At 72.5% G+C, this 26,032-nt stretch carries 21 protein-coding genes; 14 read left to right on the top strand and 7 right to left on the bottom strand.

The features are described from left to right. Window positions 1–214 precede the first annotated feature (214 nt). The 4 genes from HNQ79_RS01540 (at window position 215) to HNQ79_RS01555 (ending at window position 7,205) form a co-directional block, all read left to right on the top strand. Entirely contained in the window at window positions 215–1,816 is a 1,602-nt protein-coding gene (locus HNQ79_RS01540) for a glycoside hydrolase family 13 protein (RefSeq protein WP_185025956.1), read from the top strand. A gap of 25 nt (window positions 1,817–1,841) precedes the next feature. Continuing rightward, window positions 1,842–2,861, top strand: coding sequence for a LacI family DNA-binding transcriptional regulator (locus tag HNQ79_RS01545; RefSeq protein ID WP_185025958.1), 1,020 nt, complete (start codon window positions 1,842–1,844; stop codon window positions 2,859–2,861). Window positions 2,862–2,981: 120 nt separating this feature from the next. After that, complete coding sequence (locus HNQ79_RS01550) at window positions 2,982–3,884, top strand: phosphatase PAP2 family protein (protein WP_185025960.1); 903 nt, start codon at window positions 2,982–2,984, stop codon at window positions 3,882–3,884. A gap of 330 nt (window positions 3,885–4,214) precedes the next feature. Further along, window positions 4,215–7,205: a bifunctional [glutamine synthetase] adenylyltransferase/[glutamine synthetase]-adenylyl-L-tyrosine phosphorylase gene (locus HNQ79_RS01555; RefSeq protein WP_185025962.1), complete on the top strand. Its 2,991-nt coding sequence runs from the start codon at window positions 4,215–4,217 to the stop codon at window positions 7,203–7,205. Between the two features lie 101 nt (window positions 7,206–7,306). Here the strand turns inward: HNQ79_RS01555 and HNQ79_RS01560 are convergent, their stop codons facing one another. The 3 genes from HNQ79_RS01560 to glnA2 form a co-directional block, all read right to left on the bottom strand. After that, complete coding sequence (locus HNQ79_RS01560; RefSeq protein WP_229923150.1) at window positions 7,307–7,828, bottom strand: DinB family protein; 522 nt, start codon at window positions 7,826–7,828, stop codon at window positions 7,307–7,309. Between the two features lie 4 nt (window positions 7,829–7,832). Next, window positions 7,833–8,570: an SAM-dependent methyltransferase gene (locus HNQ79_RS01565; RefSeq protein ID WP_185025964.1), complete on the bottom strand. Its 738-nt coding sequence runs from the start codon at window positions 8,568–8,570 to the stop codon at window positions 7,833–7,835. 167 nt (window positions 8,571–8,737) lie between these two features. After that, window positions 8,738–10,099 carry a gamma-glutamylpolyamine synthetase GlnA2 gene (glnA2, locus tag HNQ79_RS01570; RefSeq protein WP_185025966.1) on the bottom strand — a complete coding sequence of 454 codons (1,362 nt, stop codon included), beginning with the start codon at window positions 10,097–10,099 and terminating at the stop codon, window positions 8,738–8,740. A 184-nt stretch (window positions 10,100–10,283) separates the two neighbouring features. Here glnA2 and HNQ79_RS01575 point away from each other — a divergent pair, with 184 nt between their 5' ends. From HNQ79_RS01575 to HNQ79_RS01590, 4 genes are all read left to right on the top strand, one after another. Beyond that, window positions 10,284–10,703: a hypothetical protein gene (locus HNQ79_RS01575; RefSeq protein WP_185025968.1), complete on the top strand. Its 420-nt coding sequence runs from the start codon at window positions 10,284–10,286 to the stop codon at window positions 10,701–10,703. Between the two features lie 73 nt (window positions 10,704–10,776). After that, entirely contained in the window at window positions 10,777–11,430 is a 654-nt protein-coding gene (locus HNQ79_RS01580; protein WP_185025970.1) for a thioredoxin-like domain-containing protein, read from the top strand. After that, entirely contained in the window at window positions 11,427–12,080 is a 654-nt protein-coding gene (locus HNQ79_RS01585; protein WP_185025972.1) for a DUF305 domain-containing protein, read from the top strand. The genes HNQ79_RS01580 and HNQ79_RS01585 overlap by 4 nt, the downstream gene beginning before the upstream one ends. A 463-nt stretch (window positions 12,081–12,543) precedes the next feature. After that, the gene (locus HNQ79_RS01590; protein WP_229923149.1) at window positions 12,544–13,350 is read left to right on the top strand and encodes a DUF4190 domain-containing protein; all 807 of its coding nucleotides are present in this window, start codon (window positions 12,544–12,546) and stop codon (window positions 13,348–13,350) included. A 68-nt stretch (window positions 13,351–13,418) separates the two neighbouring features. Here the strand turns inward: HNQ79_RS01590 and HNQ79_RS01595 are convergent, their stop codons facing one another. Beyond that, a complete protein-coding gene (locus tag HNQ79_RS01595; RefSeq protein ID WP_373312446.1) occupies window positions 13,419–14,321 on the bottom strand; it encodes an endonuclease/exonuclease/phosphatase family protein in 903 nt (300 codons plus the stop codon). A gap of 878 nt (window positions 14,322–15,199) precedes the next feature. Here HNQ79_RS01595 and panB point away from each other — a divergent pair. The 3 genes from panB to HNQ79_RS01610 all read left to right on the top strand — a co-directional run bounded on the left by panB (window position 15,200) and on the right by HNQ79_RS01610 (window position 18,326). Continuing rightward, window positions 15,200–16,099, top strand: a complete 900-nt coding sequence (panB, locus tag HNQ79_RS01600) for a 3-methyl-2-oxobutanoate hydroxymethyltransferase (protein WP_185025976.1) — start codon at window positions 15,200–15,202, stop codon at window positions 16,097–16,099. A gap of 371 nt (window positions 16,100–16,470) precedes the next feature. Further along, window positions 16,471–17,478 carry an ATP-binding cassette domain-containing protein gene (locus HNQ79_RS01605; RefSeq protein ID WP_185025978.1) on the top strand — a complete coding sequence of 336 codons (1,008 nt, stop codon included), beginning with the start codon at window positions 16,471–16,473 and terminating at the stop codon, window positions 17,476–17,478. Further along, a complete protein-coding gene (locus tag HNQ79_RS01610; RefSeq protein ID WP_185025980.1) occupies window positions 17,475–18,326 on the top strand; it encodes an ABC transporter permease in 852 nt (283 codons plus the stop codon). Before HNQ79_RS01605 ends, HNQ79_RS01610 begins: the two co-directional genes overlap by 4 nt. A 3-nt stretch (window positions 18,327–18,329) precedes the next feature. Here HNQ79_RS01610 and HNQ79_RS01615 read toward each other — a convergent pair whose 3' ends face one another. After that, window positions 18,330–21,776 (bottom strand): AfsR/SARP family transcriptional regulator, encoded by a 3,447-nt coding sequence (locus HNQ79_RS01615; protein ID WP_185025982.1) that lies wholly within the window; start codon window positions 21,774–21,776, stop codon window positions 18,330–18,332. 176 nt (window positions 21,777–21,952) lie between these two features. On the opposite strand from HNQ79_RS01615, the gene HNQ79_RS01620 reads away from it, so the two are divergent. Then, window positions 21,953–22,747, top strand: a complete 795-nt coding sequence (locus HNQ79_RS01620; RefSeq protein ID WP_185025984.1) for a site-2 protease family protein — start codon at window positions 21,953–21,955, stop codon at window positions 22,745–22,747. On the opposite strand, the gene HNQ79_RS01625 is transcribed toward HNQ79_RS01620, so the two are convergent. Together HNQ79_RS01625 and npdG are read right to left on the bottom strand one after the other, a co-directional pair. Further along, window positions 22,744–22,932 (bottom strand): hypothetical protein, encoded by a 189-nt coding sequence (locus HNQ79_RS01625; protein WP_185025986.1) that lies wholly within the window; start codon window positions 22,930–22,932, stop codon window positions 22,744–22,746. The genes HNQ79_RS01620 and HNQ79_RS01625 overlap by 4 nt on opposite strands. Before the next feature lie 69 nt (window positions 22,933–23,001). After that, window positions 23,002–23,721, bottom strand: a complete 720-nt coding sequence (npdG, locus tag HNQ79_RS01630; RefSeq protein ID WP_185025988.1) for an NADPH-dependent F420 reductase — start codon at window positions 23,719–23,721, stop codon at window positions 23,002–23,004. A 92-nt stretch (window positions 23,722–23,813) separates the two neighbouring features. On the opposite strand from npdG, the gene HNQ79_RS01635 reads away from it, so the two are divergent. Together HNQ79_RS01635 and HNQ79_RS01640 are read left to right on the top strand one after the other, a co-directional pair. Next, a complete protein-coding gene (locus HNQ79_RS01635; protein WP_185025991.1) occupies window positions 23,814–24,422 on the top strand; it encodes a hypothetical protein in 609 nt (202 codons plus the stop codon). Window positions 24,423–24,666: 244 nt separating this feature from the next. Then, on the top strand, window positions 24,667–26,022 hold the full coding sequence (locus HNQ79_RS01640; RefSeq protein WP_185025994.1) for an MFS transporter: 1,356 nt from the start codon (window positions 24,667–24,669) through the stop codon (window positions 26,020–26,022). Window positions 26,023–26,032: the final 10 nt, after the last annotated feature.

The following is a 26,032-nucleotide window of genomic DNA, read 5'->3' on the forward strand; positions in this document are numbered from 1 at the left end:
TGCGGGAAATTTCTGCAAGGGGGGTGGATCGTTACATCGGCGTGTCCGGAGTATTGCCGTCCGAAGCGGCACGGGGCAGGTGGGAGGCGTTCAAGGGGGCGGGCAGGGGGTTGCACCGCACCGACCGCAAGAACTTGCAAGCCTTGTTACTTTCGACGGGTCCCGGCGTTGATCACGTTGTTGCCGCCAGGAAATCCGTACGAGAGGGAGCGCCATGACATCCCCCACCCGCACCCCCGCAGGACCCGGCCCCGCCCGGTGGTGGCGCGATGCCGTCATCTACCAGGTGTACGTCCGTTCCTTCGCCGACGGCAACGGGGACGGCGTCGGGGATCTCCCCGGCATCCGCGCCCGGCTGCCCCACCTGGCGGAGCTGGGCGTGGACGCGGTGTGGCTGACGCCCTTCTACACCTCCCCGCAGGCGGACGGCGGCTACGACGTGGCGGACTACCGGTCCGTGGACCCCCGGTTCGGGACCCTCGCCGATGCCGAGCAACTCATCGCCGCCGCACACGAGTCGGGCATCCGCGTCATCGTCGACGTGGTGCCCAACCACACCTCCGACCAGCACGAGTGGTTCCGGGCGGCACTGGCAGGCGGCCCCGAACGGGACCTCTACCACTTCCGGCCTGGACGCGGGGCCAACGGCCAGCTCCCGCCGAACGACTGGGAGTCCGTCTTCGGCGGGCCCGCCTGGACGCGTACCGCCGACGGTTTCTGGTACCTGCACCTCTTCGCCCCCGAGCAGCCCGACCTCAACTGGGAGAACCCGGCCGTGCACGCCGAGTTCGACTCGATCCTGCGCTTCTGGCTGGACCGCGGCGTCGACGGATTCCGCGTCGACGTCGCACACGGCATGGTCAAGGCGGCGGGCATGCCGGACATCCGGGCGCGCGAACAGGCCAGGATGATCGGCTCCCAGGTCCTCCCCTTCTTCGACCAGGACGAGGTGCACCTCATCCACCGCGGGTGGCGGCGGCTGCTCGACTCGTACGAAGGGGAACGCATCGGCGTCGCGGAGGCCTGGGCGCCGTCCGCCGAGCGGCTCGCCCTGTACGTACGGCCCGACGAGCTGCACCAGGCGTTCAACTTCCAGTTCCTGACATGCCCCTGGGACGCCGTCGCGATGCGCGCCGTCGTCGACTCCTCACTGCGCGCGACCGGTTCGGTGGGCGCCCCCACCACCTGGGTCCTCTCCAACCACGACGTGGTCCGCCACCGCACCCGGTACGGCGGCGGGGACGGCGCCCGGGGGCTGCGGCGGGCCCGCGCCGCCGCCCTGCTGATGCTGGCGCTGCCCGGCTCGGCGTACCTCTACCAGGGCGAGGAGCTGGGCCTGCCCGAGGTCACCGACCTCCCCGACACGGTCCGCCAGGACCCGTCCTTCTTCCGCACCGACGGCCAGGACGGCCTGCGCGACGGGTGCCGGGTGCCGATCCCCTGGGAGGCCGGGGGCCCCTCGTACGGCTTCGGCGACGGAGGCAGCTGGCTGCCGCAGCCCGAGCAGTGGAGTGGGCTGAGCGTGGCCGCGCAGCGAGGGGTGGCGGGCTCGACCCTGGAGCTGTACCGGCGCGCGCTGGCGGTGCGGCGGGAGCTGCCCGGCCTGGGTGACGGAGAGATGCAGTGGGTGTCCGGCGGAGCGACGGACGGGCTGCTGGACTTCGTGCGGCCGGGCTTCCGCTGCACCCTCAACACGAGTTCCGAGCCCCTCGAACTCTCCTCACCCGGGCGCCTGTTGCTGGCTTCGGCGGAGGTGGAGGACGACGGCTCGACCGTCGTCCTCGCGGCCGAGTCCTGTGCCTGGTGGGAAATCTGACAGGCGCCCGGTAAGGTCCACAGACATGACCGCACGGCTAGCCGACATCGCAGCCCAGGCGGGTGTCAGCGAAGCGACGGTCAGCCGGGTCCTGAACGGCAAGCCGGGTGTTGCCTCGGCCACCCGCGAGTCCGTTCTGGCCGCGCTCGACGTCCTCGGGTACGAGCGCCCGGTCCGGCTGCGCCGGCTCAGCGCGGGCCTTGTCGGGCTCATCACCCCCGAGCTGGAGAACCCGATCTTCCCCGCGCTCGCCCAGGTGATCGGCCAGGCCCTGACCCGGCAGGGCTACACCCCGGTACTCGCCACCCAGACCCCCGGCGGCTCCACCGAGGACGAACTGACCGAGATGCTGGTCGCACGCGGCGTCTCCGGCATCATCTTCGTCTCCGGCCTGCACGCCGACACCACGGCCGACATGCGGCGCTACGAACAGCTCCGCGCCCTGGGTGTCCCCTTCGTCCTCGTGGACGGTTTCTCGCCGAAGGTGCAGGCGCCGTTCATCTCCCCCGACGACCGGGCGGCGATGCGGCTTGCCGTGACGCATCTCGCCTCTCTCGGCCACACCCGGATCGGGCTGGCGGTGGGCCCGAAGCGGTTCGTACCCGTCCTGCGCAAGATCGAGGGCTTCCGCAGCAGCGTGCAGGAGCGGCTGGGGCTGTCGGCGGAGGAGGCCGACGACCTGGTCCAGCACTCCCTCTACACGCTGGAGGGCGGCCAGGCCGCCGCCTCGGCGCTCATCGAGCGGGGCTGCACGGCGGTCGTCTGCGCCAGCGACATGATGGCTCTCGGCGCGATCCGGGCGGCCCGGCGCCTGGGCCTGGAGGTGCCGCGCGACGTGTCCGTGGTCGGCTTCGACGACTCCCCGCTCATAGCGTTCACCGACCCGCCCCTGACGACGATCAGGAAGCCCGTCACCGCGATGGGGCAGGCGGCGGTGCGGGCCCTGCTGGAGGAGGTCGGGGGGACCCCCGCCCCGCACAGCGAGTTCGTGTTCATGCCGGAACTGGTGGTGCGCGGGTCGACCGCCTCCGGTCCCCGCCTCTGAAGTGCGGCTTTCCGGGGGCTCTCCCCCGTGAGGTCGTCGTCCTCAGGTCGGACGTCGGCCGGACCGGAACCCACTCGAGGATGATCGGGCTTCCATAACGATCTGGCAGACTTCCGTTTCATGGGTGAAGCGACCACGAGAACCGAGGCAGGCCAGCGGGCCACCATCCCGTCACCCACGGTGAGCGGGGAGGGGGCGTCACCGGCCCGCCGTTCGGTCGGTCGCTCCCTCGGCTCCACGATCGGTGCCGCGATCACCCGCATCAGGTCGCCGCGCCGTCCGCGCATCTGGTTCGAGATTTTGCTGCTCGTGGTCAGCTACTGGATCTACTCGATGATCCGCAACGCCGTCCCCGAGCAGAAGGCGAAGGCGCTCGCCAACGCCGACTGGATCTGGAAGGTCGAGAACGAACTCGGGATCGCCGTCGAGAAGACGATCAACCATGCGGTGGACTCCGTCACCTGGCTGGTCGTGTCGATGAACTACTACTACGCGACCCTGCACTTCATCGTGACGATCGGCGTGCTGATCTGGCTCTACCGGTGGCAGCCGGGCAGGTACGCGGCGGCCCGCACGATCCTCTTCGCGACGACCGGCGTGGCCCTGGTGGGCTACTACCTGTACCCGCTGGCACCGCCCCGCCTGATGAACGGCGGCGGCTTCGTCGACACCGTGCTCGTGCACCACACGTGGGGGTCGATGGCCTCCGGCGACCTCAAGCACATGTCGAACCAGTACGCGGCGATGCCGTCCATGCACATCGGGTGGTCCACGTGGTGCGGGCTGACGATCTTCTTCCTGGCCTCCGTGCCATGGGTGCGGGTGCTGGGGCTGCTCTACCCGACGCTCACGCTCGTCGTGATCGTGGCCACCGCCAACCACTTCTGGCTGGACGCGGTGGGCGGCCTGCTGTGCCTGTCCTTCGGATACGCGGTGGCCTACGCCTGGTACGGGTCCCTGCCCCACCGACTCCCGAAACTGGTGACCCCGGGCGCCGGCCCCCTCCTCCCAGCCCGCGCCTGACACCCGCCCACTGCTGATCGCGGCAGGGCCGCACGCCCCGCCCCCGTAGGCCCCTCGGGCGGCGGGGCCGCTCTACGTCGGCCCCCATGGGCGGCGGGGCCGCCTCCGGGGGCGGAACGGGCGGGCAAGGGGGCGGTCCCCCACCGGACGGTGCATTACGACCCCACGCCCCGCCACCTGCCGCACCCGGGCACCGCCCACCCCCCGTACCCGCACCCCCGCCCCCACTTCCGCCACGCCTACCCGCACCCGACCCCCGCCTCCCCCACCCCCTACGCTCGGAACCCGCACCCCTTTCCGCCAGCGCCAGCAAATTGCGGGGAACCAAAGATGACCGTGCCCGGCCGCCGCAGCTCGACCTTCACCCGCCTCATCCGGCACGGCTTCACCGACCCGGCCGCCTCCGAGCGCCTCCTCGACGAGGACGCCCTCGCCTCCGTACGGCACGACCCGGTCCTCCTGGACGCCCTCGGCGCGACCGCCGACCCCGACCTCGCCCTGCGCGGCCTGGTCCGCCTCGCCGAGGCCCAGCCGGACGACGACAAGCGGCAGGAGTTCCTCCGTACGCTCGTGTCCGCCAAGCCGCTCCGGGACCGTCTCCTGGGCGTCATGGGCGCGTCCGAGGCCCTCGCCGACCACCTCGCCCGCCACCCCGGCGACTGGCACGCCCTGCTCACGTACGAGGCGGCGGACCTGCACCCCGGAGTGGCGGAGTTCGAGCGGGGGCTCTCCGAGGCGGAGGACCCGGACGCGCTGCGGGTCGCCTACCGCCGCTGCCTGCTGTCGATCGCGGCCCGCGACGTGTGCGGCACGACCGATGTCGCGCAGACCGCCGCCGAGCTGGCCGATCTCGCCACGGCCACCCTGCGGGCCGCGCTCGCCATCGCCCGCCGGGCCACCCCCGCCGACGCCGCACAGTGCCGGCTGGCGGTCGTCGCGATGGGCAAGTGCGGCGGCCACGAGCTGAACTACGTCTCGGACGTGGACGTGATCTTCGTCGGGGAGGCCGTGGACGGCGCCGACGAGGACAAGGCGATGCGCGCGGCGACCCGGCTCGCGGCGCATCTCATGCGGATCTGCTCGGAGACGACCGGTGAGGGCGTCATCTGGCCGGTGGACGCCAACCTCCGCCCCGAGGGCCGCAACGGCCCCCTGGTCAGGTCGTTGTCCAGCCACGTCGCGTACTACCAGCGCTGGGCGAAGACCTGGGAGTTCCAGGCGCTGCTGAAGGCCCGCCCGGTGGCCGGGGACCCGGCGCTGGGCGAGGAGTACGTCGCGGCCCTCTCCCCCATGGTGTGGCAGGCCGCCGAGCGGGAGAACTTCGTGCCCGACGTGCAGAAGATGCGCCGCCGGGTGGTCGACAACATCCCGGTCGGTCAGGTGGAGCGCGAGCTGAAGCTGGGGCCCGGCGGACTGCGGGACGTCGAGTTCGCCGTACAGCTGCTGCAGCTGGTGCACGGCAGGAGCGACGCGTCGCTGCACAGCGGGTCGACCCTGGAGGCGTTGCAGGCGCTCGCCGCCGGAGGATACGTGGGGCGGGCGGACGCCGCGCAGCTCGACGAGGCGTACCGGTTCCTGCGGCAGATGGAGCACCGCATCCAGCTGTACCGGCTGCGCCGTACCCACCTCGTGCCGGAGGGCGAGGCCGACCTGCGGCGGCTGGGACGTTCGCTGGGCATGCGGGGCGAGCCGGTCACCCAGCTCCAGCAGGCGTGGCGGCGGCACGCGTCGGTGGTCCGCCGCCTGCACGAGAAGATCTTCTACCGTCCGCTGCTGGACGCGGTGGCCCAACTCGCTCCCGGCGAGACCCGGTTGAGCCCGCGTGCGGCCGGCCAGCGGCTCGAAGCCCTCGGCTACGCGGACCCGGTGGGCGCGCTGCGTCACCTGGAGGCCCTGTCGTCGGGCGTGACGCGCAAGGCCGCCATCCAGCGCACCCTGCTGCCCGTTCTGCTGGGCTGGTTCGCGGACTCCGCCGACCCGGACGCCGGACTGCTGGGGTTCCGTAAGGTGTCGGACGCGCTCGGCAAGACCCCCTGGTACCTGCGGCTGCTGCGGGACGAGGGGGCGGCGGCCGAGAACCTGGCCCGGGTGCTGTCGGCGGGGCGGCTCGCCCCGGACCTCCTCCTGCGGGCCCCGGAGGCGGTGGCCATCCTCGGCGACCCCAAGGGCCTCCAGCCGCGCGGCCGCGACCACCTGGAGCAGGAGGTACTGGCGGCGGTGGGCCGCGCGGACGGCGCCGAGGGCGGGGTGGCGGCGGCGCGTGGAGTGCGGCGGCGTGAGCTGTTCCGTACGACCGCCGCCGACATCATCGGCTCGTACGGCACGGAGGACAGCCCCGCCGAGTCCGACCCGGGTGCCCTCGTCGACCGGGTCTGCGGCGCGGTCAGCGACCTCAACGCGGCGACCCTCGCGGGTGCCCTGCGTGCGTCGGTGCGCGAACAGTGGGGCGACGAGCTGCCGACGCGTTTCGCGGTGATCGGGATGGGCCGCTTCGGCGGTCACGAGCTGGGGTACGGGTCGGACGCCGACGTGCTGTTCGTGCACGAGCCGCGCGAAGGCGTCGACGAGCAGGAGGCCGCGCAGGCCGCCAACAAGGTCGTCACCGAGATGCGGCGGCTCCTGCAACTCCCCACCGCCGATCCGCCGTTGCTGATCGACGCGGACCTGCGGCCGGAGGGCAGGAGCGGGCCACTGGTCCGCTCGCTGAAGTCCTACGAGGCGTACTACCGGCGGTGGTCCCTGGTGTGGGAGAGCCAGGCGCTGCTGCGGGCCGACCCGATGGCCGGCGATCCGGATCTGGGGCGGCGCTTCATCGAGCTGGTGGACCCGTTGCGCTACCCCGTGGAGGGGCTCGGCGACGACGCGGTCCGCGAGATCCGCCGCCTCAAGGCCCGTATGGAGTCCGAGCGGATGCCGCGCGGCGCGGACCCGACGCTGCACACGAAGCTCGGGCGGGGCGGGCTGAGCGACGTCGAGTGGACGGTCCAGCTCTTGCAGATGCAGCACGGGTGGGCGGAGCCGGGACTGCGCACCACGCGCACGCGGGCCGCACTGGCCGCGGCACACGCGGCGGGGCTGATTCCCACCGAGGAGGCCCAGATCCTGGACGAGGCGTGGGTACTGGCGACGCGGGTGCGCAACGGCGTGATGCTCGTACGGGGACGGGCGGGCGACACGTTCCCGTCGGACGGCCGCGAACTGGCCGCCATGGGAAGGTACTTGGGGTACGACCCGGGGCACGTGGGCGACATGCTGGACGACTACCGGCGGATCACCCGCAGGGCGCGCGCAGTGATGGAGGAACTCTTCTACGGAGCGTAGGGGGCGGGCCCGGGAGCCGACGGGACACGGCCGCGCTGCCGGGGCTCCGGGGCGGGTCCGCGGGGGCGGCGAGGGCTGCACTCCCCGGATGTGCGCCCCGGTTACGCCCCGACCACCCCGTCGATGCCCTCCCGCAGGAAGTCCGCGTGCCCGTTGTGGCGCGCGTACTCGTGGATGAGGTGCAGCATCACCATCCTCAGCGACACGTCCTGCTCCCACCGGGCGAAGTACCCGGTGACGTCGAGCGACTGTGCTTCCCGCTCGATGCGTCGGGCGTGTTCGACCTCCGCCTCCCAGGCCGTGAACACCTGCGCGCGGGTCGAGCTGCTCGCGTCGTACGCCTCCTGGTAGTCGCCCTTCGCCGACCAGAGGAAGGGAAGGTCCCGCTCCTGGTTGACGACCCGGCGGAACCAGGTGCGCTCCACCTCGGCCATGTGCCGTACGAGGCCGAGCAGACAGAGGGTGGACGGAGGCATGGACCGGCGGCGCAGGTCCTCGTCGCCGAGGCCCTCGCACTTCATGGCGAGGGTCGCCCGGTGGAAGTCGAGGTACGCGCGCAGGGTTTCGCGTTCGTCGCCGCGCAGGGGCGGGGCGGGGCGCTGGTCACCGAGGGGAACGCTCACCGGGTCAGCCTTTCGTGCGGCGCAGGACGAGGGTGTGGAAACCGAAGTGGTCGCGGTAGTCGTGCAGCCATTCGGAGCGGTGGAGGCCGGCGACTTCGAGGGCGTCCGCGCTGTCCGGGTCGCCGGGGTGGTCGAGCGCCCACTCGGCGAGGGAGCCGGTCCAGTTCCACTCGTAGTCGTCGAGTTCGTGGCGGGTGGAGAGGTGGCCGTAGACCGGCGTCCAGCCGTCGGCGGTGACGCGGTCCACGGTGGTGGCCAGGTCCTCGTACTCGCCGAGCATGTCGACGACCTCGGGGGTGGGCTCGGTGAGCCAGTACGCGTCGCCCGCCAGCACCCGGCCACCGGGCACGAGGTGGCCGCGGGCCTTGGCGAGGGTGGCGAGCAGCCCGCCGAAGGCATGCACGGCACCGACGCTGATGACGACGTCGAACGGCACGTCCGGGGTGAAGGCGGCGGCGTCCGCCTCATGCAGGACGAGCCGGTCGCCCACACCCCGCGCGTCGGCCTGCGTACGGGCCTCGGCGAGCGCTTCCCCGGCGGTGTCGACGCCGACGGCACTCGCCCCCGGATGCGCCTCCAGGGCTCTGATCAGCCACTCGGCCTGCCCGCATCCGAGGTCGAGGATGCGTTCGTCGCCCCGCGTCACCGCCCGGTCGATCAACTGCCGTACGGCTTCGTCGGTGAGCGGCGCGGCGATCGGGTGATGGATATGGGCCAGCCGCGACCTGCGTGATCTTTCCATCCGGCCAGCTTCTCAGCGGCGCACCGGCCGCGCACGCGGTTTTCCCATGGTCACGACAACCGCTTCTCCCGCCGTCGCCGACCGGTGTCCCGCCGTGACGAGGACCGGGCCGGCGGCGCGACGCCGACGGCCCGGGTCCCGCTCCGGGTGCCGTCCGGGCCGGGCCGCTACAGCACCGGCAGGTTCTTCCGCAGCTCAAAGGCGGTGACCTCGCTGCGGTACTCCTCCCACTCCTGCTTCTTGTTGCGCAGGAAGAAGTCGAAGACGTGCTCGCCCAGGGTCTCGGCGACGAGTTCGCTGCGTTCCATCAGGGCGATGGCCTCGCCGAGGTTCTGCGGGAGGGGTTCGATGCCCATGGCACGGCGTTCGGCGTCGGAGAGGGCCCAGACGTCGTCGTCGGCGCCCGCCGGGAGTTCGTACCCCTCCTCGATGCCCTTGAGGCCGGCGGCGAGGAGGACCGCGTACGTGAGGTACGGGTTGGCGCCGGAGTCGATGGAGCGGACCTCTACGCGCGAGGAGCCGGTCTTGCCGGGCTTGTACATCGGGACGCGGATGAGCGCGGAGCGGTTGTTGTGGCCCCAGCAGATGTACGAGGGAGCTTCGCCGCCGGAGCCCGCGGTGCGGGCGGAGCCGCCCCAGATGCGCTTGTAGGAGTTGACCCACTGGTTGGTGACGGCGGAGATCTCGGCGGCGTGCTTGAGCAGGCCGGCGATGAAGGAGCGGCCGACCTTGGAGAGCTGGTACTCGGCGCCGGACTCGTAGAAGGCGTTGCGGTCGCCCTCGAAGAGCGAGAGGTGGGTGTGCATGCCGGAGCCGGGGAACTCGGAGAACGGCTTGGGCATGAAGGTGGCCTGGACGCCCTGTTCGAGCGCGACCTGCTTCATGACCAGGCGGAACGTCATGATGTTGTCCGCCGTGGACAGCGCGTCGGCGTAGCGCAGGTCGATCTCCTGCTGGCCGGGGGCGCCTTCGTGGTGGCTGAACTCGACCGAGATGCCCATGGATTCGAGCATGGTGATCGCCTGGCGGCGGAAGTCCATGCCGACGTTCTGCGGGGTGTGGTCGAAGTAGCCGGAGTTGTCGGCGGGGACGGGCTTGGAGCCGTCCAGCGGCTTGTCCTTGAGCAGGAAGAACTCGATCTCGGGGTGGGTGTAGAAGGTGAAGCCGAGGTCTGAGGTCTTGTTCAGGATGCGCTTGAGGACGTAGCGCGGGTCCGCGAAGGACGGCGAGCCGTCCGGCATGAGGATGTCGCAGAACATCCGGGCCGTGCCGGGGGCCTCCGCGCGCCACGGGAGGATCTGGAAGGTACTGGGGTCCGGCTTGGCGATCATGTCGGACTCGTAGACGCGCGCGAAGCCCTCGATGGCGGAGCCGTCGAAGCCGATGCCCTCGTCGAAGGCCTGCTCCAGTTCGGCCGGGGCCACGGCGACGGATTTCAGGAAGCCGAGCACGTCGGTGAACCACAGGCGTACGAAGCGGATGTCACGCTCCTCCAACGTACGGAGCACGAATTCCTGCTGCTTGTCCATTTTCACATCCATTCTCGCTGGTCGGGCCGCCTGCTGCCACGCCTGGGACACGCTGGGCTCTCCCAGCATCCCACCACACGGTTTCCGGGAGGTTGCGCAGCGCCCCTCCGGTCCGTACGGACTTGCGGGTTCCCCTGGCGTGCACTGGTGACGTGCGGCGAGGGGGCCGTTACGATCGGCCCGCATGGGGGACCTGCGGCACATCCGCACCAGGCGCACCACCCGCGCCTCGCGCCTCGCGCGCACCGGGGGGTTCAGAGGGGCGGTGGCGCTGCTGTGTGCCTCGACGGCCCTCCTCGGTGCGCTGCTGATGTGTCTGGCCCCCGGTCCTGCCGCGGCCGCGGAACCCCCGGGCGTGCCGCCGCAGACTCCGACCTCCGCTGCTGCGCACACGTACAACTGCCCGTACGAGCACGGCGGTTGCGGGTCGTTCGGGCACCTCTCCCCCGCCGTGCTGACCTCGTCGCCGCCGGACACCCCCCTGGGGGCGGACGCGCCGCGGGTACGACGCGGGGGCGCAGAGGAGACGATCGGGACGCGACGCGGGGGCGAGGCGTGGGCGCGGGCGCCGGGGCTGCACGAGTTGCAGGTGCTGCGCAGGTAGGAGGGGTTCCCGCCACCGGGATCCTCGCCCTGTCCTGCGCACCACTCTCCCATCGCACAAGGAAGTTGCCCTCATGTCAGTCAATACGTCCCGCAAGGCCCGGATAGAGGAGCTGCGGCGCGCCCAGAAGGCCCGGGACCGCCGCAACAGGATCGTCGCGTTCGGCGTCGGCGGCGCGGTCCTGGCCGGTCTGGCCGGCTTCGGCGCGCACGTCTTCTCTGCGGAGTCCGACAAGAAGGCGGCCCGGGTCGCCGAGGCGAAGGCCCCCATCAAGGACGAGCAGGCCTGGGACGCGAAGAAGCTGGGCCGCAACCACGTCGCCAAGGACGTCGGCTACCCGATGACACCGCCGGTGGGCGGCGACCACCACCAGGCCTGGATGAACTGCCAGGGCGACGTCTACGACAAGCCCGTCCCGAACAAGCACGCCGTGCACTCGCTGGAGCACGGCGCGGTCTGGGTCACGTACAACGACAGGGCCGCCAAGGCCGACGTGGCCGGGCTCGCGGCCAAGGTCAGGAAGACCCAGTACTCGCTGATGAGCCCGGTGCGGGAACAGTCCGGGGCGATCATGCTGAGCGCCTGGGGCAAGCAGGTCACGGTGGACGGGGCGGACGACCCGAGGGTGAACCAGTTCTTCACCCGGTACGTGATGGGTCCGCAGACCCCGGAGCCCGGCGCGGCCTGCTCGAACGGGTTGACCGGCGACGCGGTGACCGGGCGGTGAGCAGGTCCCTGTGGCAGGCGCTGGGCGCCGTGGTGTTCGCGCTCGCGGTGGTGGCGGGGGCGGTGACCGTGACGCGGGCGGCCTCGGCTTCCGACGCCCGACCCGCCGCCGCCCCCGGCCGGGCCTCCCCGCCGGGGGATTCGGCGGACGCGGGCTTCGCGCGGGACATGGCGGCGCATCACCAGCAGGCGGTGGAGATGTCGTTCGTCGTACGGGACCGGACGGACGACCCGGACGTACGGCGGCTCGCGTACGACATCGCCAACACGCAGGCCAACCAGCGCGGGATGCTGCTGGGGTGGCTGGACCTGTGGGAGCTGCCGAAGATCGCTTCGCCGGACGCGCCGCCGATGGGATGGCTGGGCGGGCACCGCAGCCACGCGGGCGGAGCCGGGGCGGCCGAGGGGCTGATGCCGGGGATGGCCACCCGGGCGCAGCTGAAGGCGCTCGGCGAGGCGAAGGGCCGGGCGGCCGAGGTCCTCTACCTGCGGTTGATGACCGCCCATCACAAGGGTGGGGTCACGATGGCGCAGGGGTGCGCGAGGCTGTGCACGGTCGGTGCGGAGAAGAGGCTGGCGCAGGGGATGGTGGATGCCCAGGAGGCGGAACTGAACCTGATGGAAGGGATGTTGCGCGAGCGGGAGCAGTAGGGAGGGGGCGGGGCGCGCCGCCCGGGTGGGATGCCCTCCCGGGCGGCACGCCGGTCAGGGGGCGCGGGGCGTCTCGGGTGGCACGCCGGTCGGGTGGGATGCCTCCTCGGATGGCACGCCGGTCGGGCGGACAACTCGGGCGGCGCGCCGGGCTCCCGCGAGCAGGACCCGGCGTGTCCTTCCGGTGGCTTTCTCGGCCCGGCTGACAGGAGCAAGCGCCAGGTGAGGCCCTGTTAGGGTCACCGGAACCCGCGCCGTCGAACCTGCGTTCGCCCCGCTCCCGCTCCAGCGCTCCGAGGACCCCTGCATGACCCAACCGCCGCCGTCCCCCCACGAGCCGAATCCTTGGGCCCCGCCACCGGAGGGGGCCGACGCGCCGACCGCCCCGGGGGCACCGGCGCCGGCCGACGCGCCGCCGTCCGCTCCGTACGCACCCGGCGGTCAGGGTTCCGGCTATGGGCCGATGCCTCCCTACGGCCAGCCGTCGACGGTGCCCGCACCGTACGGCCCCCCGCGCAACGGGATGGGTGTCGCCGCCCTGGTGCTCGGTCTCGTCGGAGTGTTCCTCGGGATGGCCGTCTTCCTGTTCTGGGCGAGCTGGCTGCCGGCGCTGCTCGCCGTGGTCTTCGGCTTCGTCGGCCTCGGCCACGTCAAGCAGGGCAGGGCCAACAACCGGGGCCTGGCCATGGCCGGCCTGATCCTCGGCAACGTCGGCCTGCTGATGGCGTTGGGCGGCGGGGCCTTCACCGTCGTCTCCGTCAAGGCATTCGCCGAGCACGCGGACGAGTCCATCCTGGAGATCGAAGCGTCGGAGAGCGCGGAAGCCGCCGAGGAGGCAAAGGCGGAGGAGGCCGAGCGGGCCAGGGAAGCCGCCAAGCATCTCGCCCTCGGCGAGACGTACACCTACGAGAACGGCCTCAAGGTCACCGTCGCCAAGCCGCGGCCGTACACGCCCGGCGAGATCGCGTTCGGCCACGAGAAGGGCGAGAAGGCGATCCAGCTGGTCGTCACCGTGGACAACCCCACCTCCGGCACGGTCACCATGGACACTCACCTGCCGTACGTCAACGACGCCGAGGGCGTCGACGCGGACCTGCTGATCGACAGCAGCAATCAGCAGCGCGTCCTCAAGACGACGTTCCCGCCCGGCAAGAAGGCCGTCGGGAAGTACGCCTACTCGCTGCCCGGCGACGCGGCCGACAAGATCGAGGTGTCGCTGATCACGGACTACGGATTCGTGTACTGGGCGGGCCCGACCACGGCCGAGTAGCAGTCGGGGGATGGGCGCACGGCATGGTCCGCGCGCCCCTACTCCCTTGCCGGGTGTGCGTCCGGAACTCAGAACTTGACGCGTGCCGCGACCGGCAGGTGGTCGCTCATCGTCCGCGGCAGTGCCCACGACGACATCGGCTCCACGTTCCTGACCATGATCTGGTCGATCCGCGCCATCGGGAACGCGGCCGGCCAGCTGAAGCCGAACCCGTCGCCCGCCGCGCCCTGCGTGGAGCGCATCTGGGCGGTGACACCGTTGAGGGCGCGGTCGTTCATGGTGCCGTTGAGGTCGCCGAGCAGGACGACTCGGCGCAGCGGCTCCCGGGCGATCGCCTCGCCGAGGGCGTCGGCGCTCTTGTCGCGTTGGTTCGCCGTGAAACCGGCCTTGAGCTTGACCCGTACCGAGGGCATGTGGGCCACGTACACCGCCACCTCGCCCTTGGGGGTGGCCACCGTGGCACGCAGCGCGCGCGCCCAGCCGAGCCGGATGTCGACCCGGCGGGTGTCGCTCAGCGGGTACTTGCTCCACACGCCGACGGTGCCCTCGACAGCGTGGTACTGGTACGTGGCGCCCATGGCCTGCTTGAACGCGGCCAGGTTGTCGCCCGCGATCTCCTCCAGTGCGACGACGTCCGCGCCGGACCCGGCGAGCACGCGCGCGGTGCCGGCGGGGTCGTTGTTCTCGGCGTTGACGTTGTGGGTGGCGACGGTGAGGTCGCCGCCCGAGGTCGACTTGTCGGTGTAGAGGCCGCCGAACAGGTTGAGCCAGACCCCGACCGGCAGGAGCAACGCGACCAGGGCGAGGGCGGAACGGCGCAGCAGCGCGAGGACCAGCAGCAGCGGGATCGCCAGACCGAACCAGGGCAGGAACGTCTCGGTGAGGCTGCCGAGGTTGCCGACGGTGTTCGGGATCTGTGCGTGGAAGATCATCACCAGCGCGACGAGCACGGCCAGCGCGGCCAGGAACATCCCGCGCCGCCACACCCGCGGGTCCCCCCGCCAGCCGCCACCGACGGGACGGCCGAAACGCGAACCGGAGCCTGATCCGGATCCCGAACCGGAACCGGAACCGGAACCCGGACGCGAGCCGGACCCCGACGTCGAGCCCGATCCGGGGCCGGAGCCGTCGCCGGGGCCGGCGTTGCCGGAACCGTCACCGGGGCCGCTTCCGAAGCCGCCGCCGTTACCGGCGGCGAAACCGGAGCCGCCGTTGCCGGAGCGGGAACCGCTGCCGGAACGGGGGCCGTCGCCGGAACCGAAGGCGGACGGGAAGCCGTTGCCGAGGCCGGGACCCTTTCCGGGGCAGGAGCCGGAGCGGGAACCGCCGCCGAAACCGCCGCCGGAGCTGTCACCCGGACCGTGTCCCGAACCGGAACCCTGAGAGGTGGAGGGGTGGCGGCCGGGGGCGGCGAGAGGGGGGCAGGGTCCGGCGGGCCGGTCGGCCGGGAGGCCGGACCCGGTGGTGGCAGGGGGGCCGGAGCGGGGCCTGGAGGGTTCGGCCTCCGGGCTGTCGTTCCCGGTGTCCGGCCTGTACGCCTGCGCCATTCCGCTGTCCTCACTTGCCTTGCTCGCGAACCGCCCGCCGTGCCCCCACGACCCTAGGGGATGACCGGCACCCAGCCGTGCCGCCATCCTGGACGTCCTTACAGCGGGGAGGACGACGGGATCCGCCGAGGGGTTCCTGAGCCGCGCCCTTCCCTGGCCTCTGTGACGAAACGAGCACAAAAGCGCAGGTCGAAAGGGTCCCCGCGCAGCCCACTTCCGCATGGGGACGCGGGATGCCACCATGGATGTGATCCGGAGACGCCGTCAGGGCGCTTCGAGATGACGAAGGAGCCGTACCAGCCATGACGCTTCAGGCTGCCCAGAATCCTGCCCGCGAGTCCGCGTCCGAGAGCCAGAACTCTCCGCGGCCCGCCGACCCCAAGGCCCTTTACGGCGGCACCGGCACGCGCCGGATCACCGTCCACCAGATCGCCGCCGCCAAGGAGCGCGGCGAGAAGTGGCCCATGCTCACGGCGTACGACGCGATGACGGCGTCCGTGTTCGACGAGGCGGGCGTTCCGGTCCTGCTCGTCGGAGACTCGATGGGCAACTGCCACCTCGGGTACGAGACGACCGTACCGGTCACCATGGACGAGATGGCAGTACTGTCGGCCGCCGTCGTACGGGGTACCAGGCGCGCGATGGTCGTCGCGGACCTGCCGTTCGGTTCGTACCAGGAAGGGCCCGTGCAGGCCCTGCGCAACGCGACCCGCCTGATCAAGGAGTCGGGCGTGGGTGCGGTCAAGCTGGAGGGCGGCGAGCGGTCGCTGCCGCAGACCGAGCTGCTGGTCGCCTCCGGCATCCCGGTGATGTCGCACCTGGGGCTGACGCCGCAGTCCGTGAACACGCTCGGCTACCGGGTACAGGGACGCGGTGACGAGGCCGCGCACCAGCTGCTGCGGGACGCGAAGGCGGCGCAGGACGCGGGCGCGTTCGCGCTGGTGCTGGAGCTGGTGCCGGCGGAGCTCGCGGCCGAGGTGACGCGGAGCCTGTCCATCCCGACGATCGGGATCGGGGCGGGGCCGGACACGGACGCCCAGGTGCTGGTCTACACCGACATGGTGGGCCTGACCGGGGGCAAGGTGCCGCGGTTCACGAAGCAGTACGCGGACATGCGCCGGGTACTGGGTGACGCGGCGAAGGAGTTCGCTGAGGAAGTCACGGGCGGCACCTTCCCCCGCGAGGAACACACCTTCCACTGACCCCTGCACAGCCCCCTCGGGCATCGGGGCCGTCCCCACCCCCGTAACCCCCTCGGCAGCGGGGCCGCCCCACCCCATTCCCCCCTTGGGCGGCGGGGCCGCCCCGGGGGCGGACCGGGCGGGCAAGGGGGCGGCCCCCACCGGACGGTGCCCCCCATCCCCACGCCCCGCCATCCCCGTACGCCCCGACCTCCCGCCCCTCCCCGCCCAGCCGGCGGGCCGTCGCCACACCCCCCGGGACGGCCCCGCACCCCCGTCCAGGGCGACTGTCGGCACACTGTCAGCGCCCTGTCGGCACCCTGTCGGCCACCCGCCGACCACCCCGCCCCTCTGTCGGTCCCCTGTCAGCCGCCCCAGCTTCCCTGGTGGACATGACGCGACACGACAAGAACCCACCCGCCGTCCAGGTCCGCGGCCTGGTCAAGCACTACGGCACGACCAAGGCCCTCGACGGCGTCGACCTCGACGTCCGCGAAGGCACCGTCCTGGGCGTCCTCGGCCCCAACGGCGCGGGCAAGACCACTCTCGTACGGTGCCTGTCGACCCTGATCCGGCCGGACGCCGGCACGGCGACCGTCGCCGGGTACGACGTGGTCCGCCAGCCCCGCCAGTTGCGCCGCACGATAGGCCTGACCGGGCAGTACGCCTCGGTCGACGAGAAGTTGTCCGGCCGGGAGAACCTCTACATGATCGGGCGTCTGCTCGACCTGCCGCGCAAGGACGCCAGGACGAGGGCGGACGACCTGCTGGAGCGCTTCTCGCTCACGGACGCCGCCCGGAAGCCCGCCGCCCAGTATTCCGGCGGCATGCGCCGGCGTCTCGACCTGGCGGCGTCGATGATCGGCCGGCCCGCCGTCCTGTACCTGGACGAGCCGACCACGGGACTCGATCCGCGGACCCGCAACGAGGTGTGGGCCGAGGTGCAGCGGATGGTCGGCGAGGGCGTTACCGTCCTGCTCACCACGCAGTACATGGAGGAGGCCGAGCAGTTGGCGAGCGAACTGACCGTGATCGACCGGGGAAAGGTCGTCGCGGAGGGCAAGGTCGACGAGCTGAAGGCGAAGGTCGGCGGGCGCACTCTGCGGATCCGTCCGGCCGACTCGTCCCAACTGCACGCCATGGCCGCCACGTTGGCTGCGGCGGCGCTGAACGGTGTGGCAGGGGCGCAGGCCGTCGCCGACGAAGGGCTGCTGTACGTGCCGATCCTCAGCGACGAGCAACTGACGTCGGTGATCGGCGTGCTGGGGGCGCGTGGGTTCGCCGTGGCGGACATCGGCACCCACCTGCCCAGCCTGGACGAGGTGTTCCTGGCGATCACCGGCGAGAAGAGCAGCGGGAACGACACGAGCGACGACGAGAAGACAGAGGTAGCGGCATGAGCACGGCCACTCTCACCAAGCCGGTGCCCGACCGGCAGCAGCCACCGCGCCCGGCGGCCGTCGCCGACGAGGGCCGGATCGGACTGCGCGGCAATCTGCGGCACATCGGCGCGCTCGCCCGGCGCAACATGCTCCAGATCAAGCAGGACCCGGAGTCGCTGATCGACGTCCTGCTCATGCCGATCATCTTCACCCTGCTGTTCACGTTCGTCTTCGGCGGCGCGATGGCCGGCAAGGGGAACCTCGACCAGTACGTGAGCTACCTGGTGCCCGGCCTGATGGCGATGATGGGCATGAGCGTGTCGATGTCGGTGGGCTCCGGCATCAACGAGGACTTCCAGAAGGGGGTCATGGACCGGTTCCGGACGATGCCGATCGCCCGCTCGTCGGTTCTCATCGCGAAGATAGTCGTCGAGGTCGGCCGGATGCTGCTGGCCTTCTCGATCCTGCTGGCCGTCGGCCTGATCCTGGGCCTGACCGTCGCCACGTCGGTCCTGCACGTCCTGGCGGCGGTCGGGTTGTCGCTGCTCTTCGGCGCCTCGCTGATGTGGATCTTCATCCTGATCGGACTCACCGTCAAGACGGCTCAGGCCGTACAGGGGATCGCGATGCTGGTACTGATGCCGCTCCAGTTCGGTTCGTCGATCTTCGCTAACCCGGAGACGATGCCCGGCTGGCTCAAGTCCTTCACCGACTACAACCCGCTGTCCAACCTGGCGGACGCGGCGCGCGGCCTGTTCCAGGGCGGCCCCGTCGCGCACGACGTGTGGATGGTGCTGGCCTGGTCGGCCGTGATCACCCTGGTGACGGCACCGCTGGCGATCGCCAGGTTCCGCAAGAAGACCTGAGGTTCACGGGCCGCACGCCCGCCCGCCCTCCGTTGCCGCCTGCCGGTACTGATCGCGTCGCGCGTACACCAGGGCGGCGGCCTCGTGCACGGAGAGGCCGCCGCCTTCGGCGTACGCGGACCCGTAGGCCGTGTCGTCGAGGACCGTGCGGGCCAGCCGGACCGCGAAGTCCCGGCTCTCGGCCTCGTTCCCGGTGACGAAGTATCCCCGCGGGAGTGCCGCCGCGTACGCGGCGACCAGCCGGGCCGCGTCCGACGCGAGGGCCTCGCCCCGGGCTGCGTCGGCCTCCGCCGTGGCAAGTCCGGCCAGCGAGCCCGCCACGGTCATGAGCTGCACGGCCGGCATCTGCGGGGCGATCAGCAGGGACAGCCCCTCGCAAGACCGTTCCAGGGCCCGCGCGCCGAGATCGAGCCCCTCCGCGTACGCCCCCTCCAGGTTGGAGATCCAGGCGAGCAGTCCGAGGGAGATTCCGTCGAAGACCATCAGGTTGCCGTTGTCGGAGTCGCCGCGCAGCAGATCGAACTGCTCGCGCGCCTCCGCCGGCCGGCCGGTGCGGGCGAGCCGGATGCCGAGGATCATCCGGGCCGCCGGGGCCGCCTCCAGTCGTGGGCCCTCCGGGTCGTCGAGCACCGAACGCAGCAGGGCTTCGCCCTCAGCGCCCACCTCGTCGTCGTCGAACTCGATGAGCGCGCCGGCGAGCCGGGCCCGCAGCAGCATCGTCTGGGCGCGGGCGTCGAGTTTCGCGGCGTGCTCCATGGCGGTCCGGTACGCGTCCGCGGCGCGGGCGAAGTCACCGACCCGCTCACAGGCCTCGCCGCGTGCCGACAGGGCCTCGGCGGCTTCGTAGGCGTCACCGAGGCGGACGAAGATCTCCAGGCTCTCCTCGGCGTCCCGGCGGGCGTCCCCGGCCCAGTGCGCGTGGTTGGCGAAGATGTTGGCGCGCATTTCGAGGGCAGCGGCCAGTTCCCACTCGTAACCGAACGCGCGGCAGGCGTCGACGGTCCGGTCGATCGCGTCGCGCAGCGGCTCGTCGCTGTCGGTGGTCATCAGCAACGCCAGGATCCACAGGGAGCCCGGGGTGCGGCAGGCCTGGGGCAGTTCGGGCCGGTAGGTGGCGACGACCCGGCCGAGCCACTGCTTGGTCTCGGGGGTGAACCAGGTGTCCGCACCGTGGTTCATGCTGACCAGATTAAGGACCCGGACGCCTCGCCGGGCCTCCTGGAGCACCTCGGGGCGCATCGGCGGGGGCGCATCGGTGCACCGCTCGTACACGGGGGATGCGGGTACCACGGGGTCGCCGGGGGCGCCGAACGGGTCCTCGCTCAGCGCCATCGCGGCGGACGTCCAGTGCCGGGCGTCGCCGCGCAGGTCACGGACCTGCCAGTACCAGGCGAGGGAGTGCACCAGGCAGAGCGCCTCGTGCTCGTCCCCGGCGGCCACGGCACGGCGCAGCGCGGTGCGCAGGTTCTCGTACTCGCGCTGGAAGCGGGCGATCCAGCGGATCTGTTCGTGGCCGCGGAGCAACGGCTCGCCGGTGCGGGCGAGTTCACGGAAGTGGACGAGGTGACGCCGTTCGGCGGCCTCGCGCCCGCTGGAGGCGGCGAGGCGCCCGGCCGCGTACTCGGACACGGTCTCCAGGAGGCGGTAACGCGTCTCGCCGTCCCCGTCGGCGGGCGCGGCGACCACCAGGGACTTGTCGACGAGCGAGCCGAGCAGGTCGAGCGCGTCGGGCCCGCAGACGGCTTCGGCGGCGGCCAGGTCGCAGCCGCCCGAGAAGACGGACAGCGCGGCCAGGGCCGCCCGTTCGGCTTCGTGAAGCAGTTCCCACGACCAGTCGACGACCGCCCGCAGGGTCTGCTGTCTCGGCAGTACCGTCCTGGCGCCGCCGGTGAGCAGCCGGAACCGGTCGTCGAGCCGATCGGCGATCTGCCGGGGTGCGAGCATGCGCAGCCGGGCCGCGGCGAGTTCGATCGCGAGCGGCAGTCCGTCGAGGCGGCGGCAGATCTCGGCGGCGGCGTCCGGGTCGTCGTCGATGCGGAAGCCGGGGCGGGCGGCGGCCCCGCGCTCGGCGAACAGCCGGAGCGAGACGGCTTGCGGCAGCGGCTCGACCGGGCGCACCAACTCCCCCGGCACGCCCAGCGGTTCGCGGCTCGTCGCGAGGATCGTCAGCCCCGGGCAGTGGGCGAGAAGGTGGTCGGCGAGGCGGGCGGCGGCCTCCACCAGGTGTTCGCAGTTGTCGAGCAGCAGCAGCATGCGGCGCCGGGCGCAGTGTTCGGTGAGCCGGGTGAGGGGGTCGTCCGCGTGCCGCTCGGCGGCCCGCATGGTTTCCGCTCCGGCGCCGCGCAGGACGGTCTGGCGGGCCCCGAGCGCGGTGAGCACGGCGTCCGGGACGGCGTCCGGGTCGTCGACGGGCGCGAGTTCGGCCATCCACACGCCGTCGGGCCAGGCCGGGTCGGCCGCCTCCTGGTTCCCGGCCGCTTCGGCAGCCTCCTGCGACAGCCGGGTCTTGCCTGCCCCGCCGGGTCCGAGCAGCGTCACCAGCCGGGCCCGTGCGAGGTCGTCCCGGATGGCCCCGATGTCGGCCTCCCGGCCGACGAAGGAGGTGAGCCGGGTACGGAGGTTGCCGCCGGCCGCCGGGGGCGGGGGCGGAGCGGCCGGTCCCCGTACGGGTGGCGCCGCAGCGCCGCCCGCATTCGGTACGGGTGGCACCACAGCGTCGCCCGTCCCCAGCAGCATCGCGTGCAACGAACGGAGTTCGGCCGAGGGGTCCGCGCCCAGACGGTCGGCGAGGTCCCTCCGTACCGTCTCGTACGCGTCGAGGGCCTCCGCCGTGCGTCCCGCCTCGTGCAGGGCGCGCAGCCGCAGGGCCTGGAGGGGCTCGTCCCTCGGGTGCGCCTCGCAGAGCGCGGCCAGTTCGGGCAGCGACTCCCGCGCGCGTCCCAGGGCGAGGGCCGCGGCGACGCGCGCGCGGCGGGCGTCCAGCCGACGGGCCTCCCAGCGGGCCGCGTCCGCGGCGCGTTCCGGCAGGTCCGCGAAGGCGGGGCCGCCCTGCCAGAGGGCGAGGGCGTCATCGAGGAGGGCGGCGGCCTTCGCCGCGTCCCCTCCGTCGGCGAGGACGCGGGCGCCTTCGGCGGTCAGCCGCTCGAAGCGGTACAGGTCCACGTCGTCGGGGGCGGCCGCCAGCACGTATCCGCCGTCGACCGAGGTGATCGTGTCCCGGCCGAGCGCTCGGCGCAGCCGCGCGACCAGGGCTTGTACAGCGGCGGGAGCGTCGGCGGGCAGGCGGTCGGTGTTCCCCCACACCTCGGCCACGAGGGCGGTCACCGAGACGCGCCGCCCGGGGCGCAGCGCGAGCACGGTCAGGGCTGCGCGCAGGCGGGGCCCGCCGAGGGGGACGGCGGTGCCGTCGTCACGGAGGGCTCGGGCGGGGCCGAGGATCTGGTAGCGCACCGGGCCATTGTCCCTGGCATCGGCGGCACGGCCGGCAACCGCGTCCCCGGGGCTGGGATTCCTGGGCCCGCACCGCCGGGAGTTCCCGGAACCAATGCGGTGACGTGGAACGTTCTCCCCGCATCACCGGTACGGTCGAGGCGCCGTGCCCCGCCCCCGTCCAGGAGCCGCCCCTCATGACCACCGCCATCAGCCGCCGGGACCGCCGCGTCAGCCCGGTCTTCCTCGGCATCGTCGCCGTCATGGCGGTAGCCGGGTGGGCCGTCTGGACGGACTTCGCGGCCAGTCCCGGCATCGCCGTGTTCCTTTTCGTGACGGCGGCCTGGGTCGTCTCGCTGTGCCTGCACGAGTACGCGCACGCACGCACCGCCCTGCACAGCGGTGACATCACCATCGGCGCGAAGGGCTACCTGACGCTCAATCCGCTGAAGTACACCCACGCGCTCCTCAGCATCGTGCTGCCGATCATCTTCGTGATCATGGGCGGGATCGGTCTGCCCGGCGGCGCGGTCTTCATCGAGCGCCACCGCATCCGGGGCCGGGTCAGGCACAGCCTGATCTCGGCCGCCGGGCCGCTCACGAACGTCGTGTTCGCGCTCGTGTGCACCGCGCCGTTCTGGCTGGACGCACTGGACGGCGTGCCCGCCGCCTTCCGGTACGCGCTCGCGTTCCTGGCCCTGCTCCAGGTGTCGGCGGCGATCCTGAACTTCCTGCCCGTGCCGGGGCTGGACGGGTACGGGGTGCTGGAGCCGTGGCTCTCGTACGAGGTACGGCGGAAGGTCGAACCGTACGCGCCCTACGGGCTGCTGTTCGTGTTCGCGCTGCTGTGGGTGCCGGAGGTCAACCGGGTCTTCTTCGACGTGATCTACGGGCTCACCGGAGGGCTCGGCGTGGGCGAGGTGGAGAGCTACTGCGGGCGGAACCTGTTCCAGTTCTGGCAGGGGACGAACCCGCTCTGCGCCCTGCCCTAGGCGGCGGAGGAGGACGCTTCGCGGTCCGCCTTCGCCCTGCGCAGGTAGTACCAGGCCATGTTCGACGAGACACCGGCCAGCAGGATCCAGACGATCCCGAGCAGGTTGCCCTCAATGAAGGAGACCACCGCCGCGGCGACCGACAGGACACAGACGATCAGGGCGTAGAGAGCGAGGCGGGGCATGGGGGACGGCTCCTGTCCGGGTCACGGTGAAGTACGACCCGTCCAGTGTCCCCCATGCCCCTCTCGCACCTATACGTCGGTCACGCGCAGGCCCGCGTGGGCCTTGTAGCGGCGGTTCGCCGAGATCAGGTTCGCGACCAGGGACTCGACCTGGTGGGCGTTGCGCAGCCGGCCCGCGAAGACGCCGCGCATGCCGGGGATGCGGCCGGCCAGCGCCTGCACGAGGTCGGTGTCGGCGCGCACCTCGCCCAGCACCATCACGTCGGTGTCGATCTCCTCGACCGCCGGGTCCTGGAGCAGGACGGCGGAGAGGTGGTGGAAGGCAGCCGTGACGCGCGAGTCCGGGAGGAGCGCGGCGGCCTGTTCGGCGGCACTGCCCTCCTCCGGCTTCAGGGCGTACGCGCCCTTCTTGTCGAAGCCCAGCGGGTTCACGCAGTCGACGACGAGCTTGCCCGCGAGTTCCTCGCGCAGCGCTCCGAGGGTCTTGGCGTGGCCGTCCCACGGCACGGCGACGATCACGATGTCACTGCGCCGGGCGCACTCGGCGTTGTCCGCGCCCTCGATGCCCAGGCCCAGCTCGTCGGCGGCACCCTGGGCGCGCTCGGCGGCGCGCGAGCCGATGATCACCTTCTGGCCGGCCCTGGCCAGCCGGTACGCGAGGCCGCGCCCCTGGTCCCCCGTACCGCCGAGGACGCCGACGACGAGGCCGGACACGTCGGGCAGCTCCCAGGGGTCCTTGGCCGGCTTCTTCGCGGCGGGGGGCTGAGGATTGTCTGTGGTGGAAGTCATGAAACGACCCTACTCGCAGGTAGGACCCTCGTCCGGGTGAGCGCGGGCCCGTCCCGCGGACACCGCCCGCGCACGGGCGGCAGGCTCCCGGCATGGATGCCGTGAGGGTCGCACTGCTGCGGGAAGTCCTGGCCGGTACCGAGTGGCTGGGCGCGACGAGACGGTTCGCCGGGGTGCTGCGGGCGTCGGTGGAGCGGCAGGACAGCGGGCTGCTGCTCGTCGGTACGGAGCGGTACGAACCGTGGCACCTAGCGGCGCACCTGCAGGACGAGGCCGCGTGGTCGGGGCTGCCCGCGCTGGCCCCCACGCTCGTACGGCACGAGGTGCGCGCCGCCGATCCCGCGCACCTCTCGGTCGGCCTCGGCCGGCTCGCGGCGGCCGGGCGCGGAGAGACGTTGCTGGTGGTGGCGCCGGAGGAGGCGGGGGCGGGACTGCTGGAGCGGGTGGACGACGTGCGGCGGGCCGGGGCGACGGTGCTGGCCCTCGGCGGCGAGGACGAACACGGCGAACTCGCCTCCCTCGCACACGAGTCGCTGACGGTCCCGGCGGAGGGGGAGGTGGGGCTGGACACGGTCCAGCACCTGGTGAGCGCGGCGGCGGGCGAGAACACGGTGCCGGGGGTGCGCGGCGGGCGGAGGTGGCGGGACCGGCTGGCGCGGGCGGCGGACCGGTTGATGGCTCCACCGCCGGAGAGGTGGTAGGGGCCGAGGTGCGCGTGGCCCTTTGGGCGGCGGGGCCACCCCCCGGGGCGCGGGGGCGCCTCCCTGCACGGGCGAAGCCGAGTGCTCGGGGGAGGGCGGGCACGGGGGCGGCCCCCACCGGACGGCGCACCCACGCCCCTGCGCCGCGCCACTCCCGTGCCCCGCCGCCCAAGGGGAGCTGCCGGGAGCGGCGGCGGGATTAACGGGTTGCTTCGGGTGGGGGCGGGGCGGAGCATGTCCCTCCGTGTCCCGAAAGCTCCGTGCCCTTCTTCCCGACCTCTCCCCCTGGCGCTCCTCCGCCGATTTCCGGTTGCTGTGGGTGCAGGGTCTGGTGGCGTTCTTCGGCAGTTCGATGGCCCTCATCGCGCTGCCGCTGCAGATCGCGCACCTCACCGATTCCCCTCTCGCCGTCGGTGCGATCGGGGCCGTCGAGCTGGTGCCGCTCATCGTCTTCGGGCTGTACGGCGGTGCTCTGGCGGACGCCGTGGACCGCAAGCGGATCATCCTGCTGACCGAGGTCGGCCTCGGGGTCGCGGCCGTCGTCCTTCTCGTCAACGCCCTGCTCCCGCACCCCCTGCTGTGGCCGCTGTACGTGGTCGCCGCGGCGGTTGCCGCCCTCGCCGGGCTCCAGCGTCCGGCGCTGGACTCCCTGCTGGCCCGGATCGTGCCGCACGACCAGCTCACGGCCGCCGCCGCGCTCAACGCGCTGCGCTGGCAGGTCGGGGCCATCGCCGGGCCCGCCCTCGCGGGGGTCGTGGTGGCGACGGCCGGTACGGCCACCGCGTACGCGATCACCGCGGCCGGGTTCGCCGTCTCGGTCGTGATGTGCCTGCGACTGTCCCCCGCGCCGCCCTCCGACACGGCGGAGAAGCCGTCGCTGCGCGGCATAGCGGAGGGCGCGCGCTACGCGTGGAGCAAGCCGGTCCTGCTGGGGACGTACGCCATCGACCTGGCCGCGATGTTCCTGGCGTTCCCGAACGCCGTCTTCCCCTTCCTGGCCGCCGATCTGGACGCCGAGTGGGCGCTGGGCCTGATGTACGCGGCGATGCCGCTCGGCGCGTGCCTGGTGGGCCTGACCAGCGGGTGGGCGTCGAAGGTGCGGCGGCACGGCAGGCTCGTCGTACTCGGGGCGGCGGGGTGGGGTCTCGCCATGGCGGCGGCCGGGCTGACCGACGACATCTGGCTGGTGCTGCTCTGCATCGCGATCGCGGGCGGGGGCGACATGCTGAGCGGGCTGGGCCGCTCCACCATCTGGAACCAGACCATCCCCGAGGAGCTGCGCGGCCGGCTCGCCGGGATCGAGATCCTCTCCTACAGCTGCGGCCCGCAGCTCGGCCAGGTCCGTGCGGGCGCGGTCGCGAGCTGGACGGGCACGCGCGGCGCGGTGTGGAGCGGCGGCGCGGCGTGCGTGGTCGCCGTGGGCCTGCTGGCCGCCGTACTGCCGAAGCTGCTGTCCTACGACTCGGACACGGACGAGGACGCGGCACGCCGCCGGGCCCAGCGCCAGGCCCAGGACCAGGGCGGGGGCCCGGCCCCCGCACCGGACGGGGTGCAGGACCGGGCGCACGCACCGGAGCAGGACCCGGCGGCGACGGCGTGAGCCGCGCGGG

The sequence above is a fragment of the Streptomyces candidus genome, from assembly GCF_014207445.1.
Taxonomy (GTDB): Bacteria; Actinomycetota; Actinomycetes; order Streptomycetales; family Streptomycetaceae; genus Streptomyces; species Streptomyces candidus.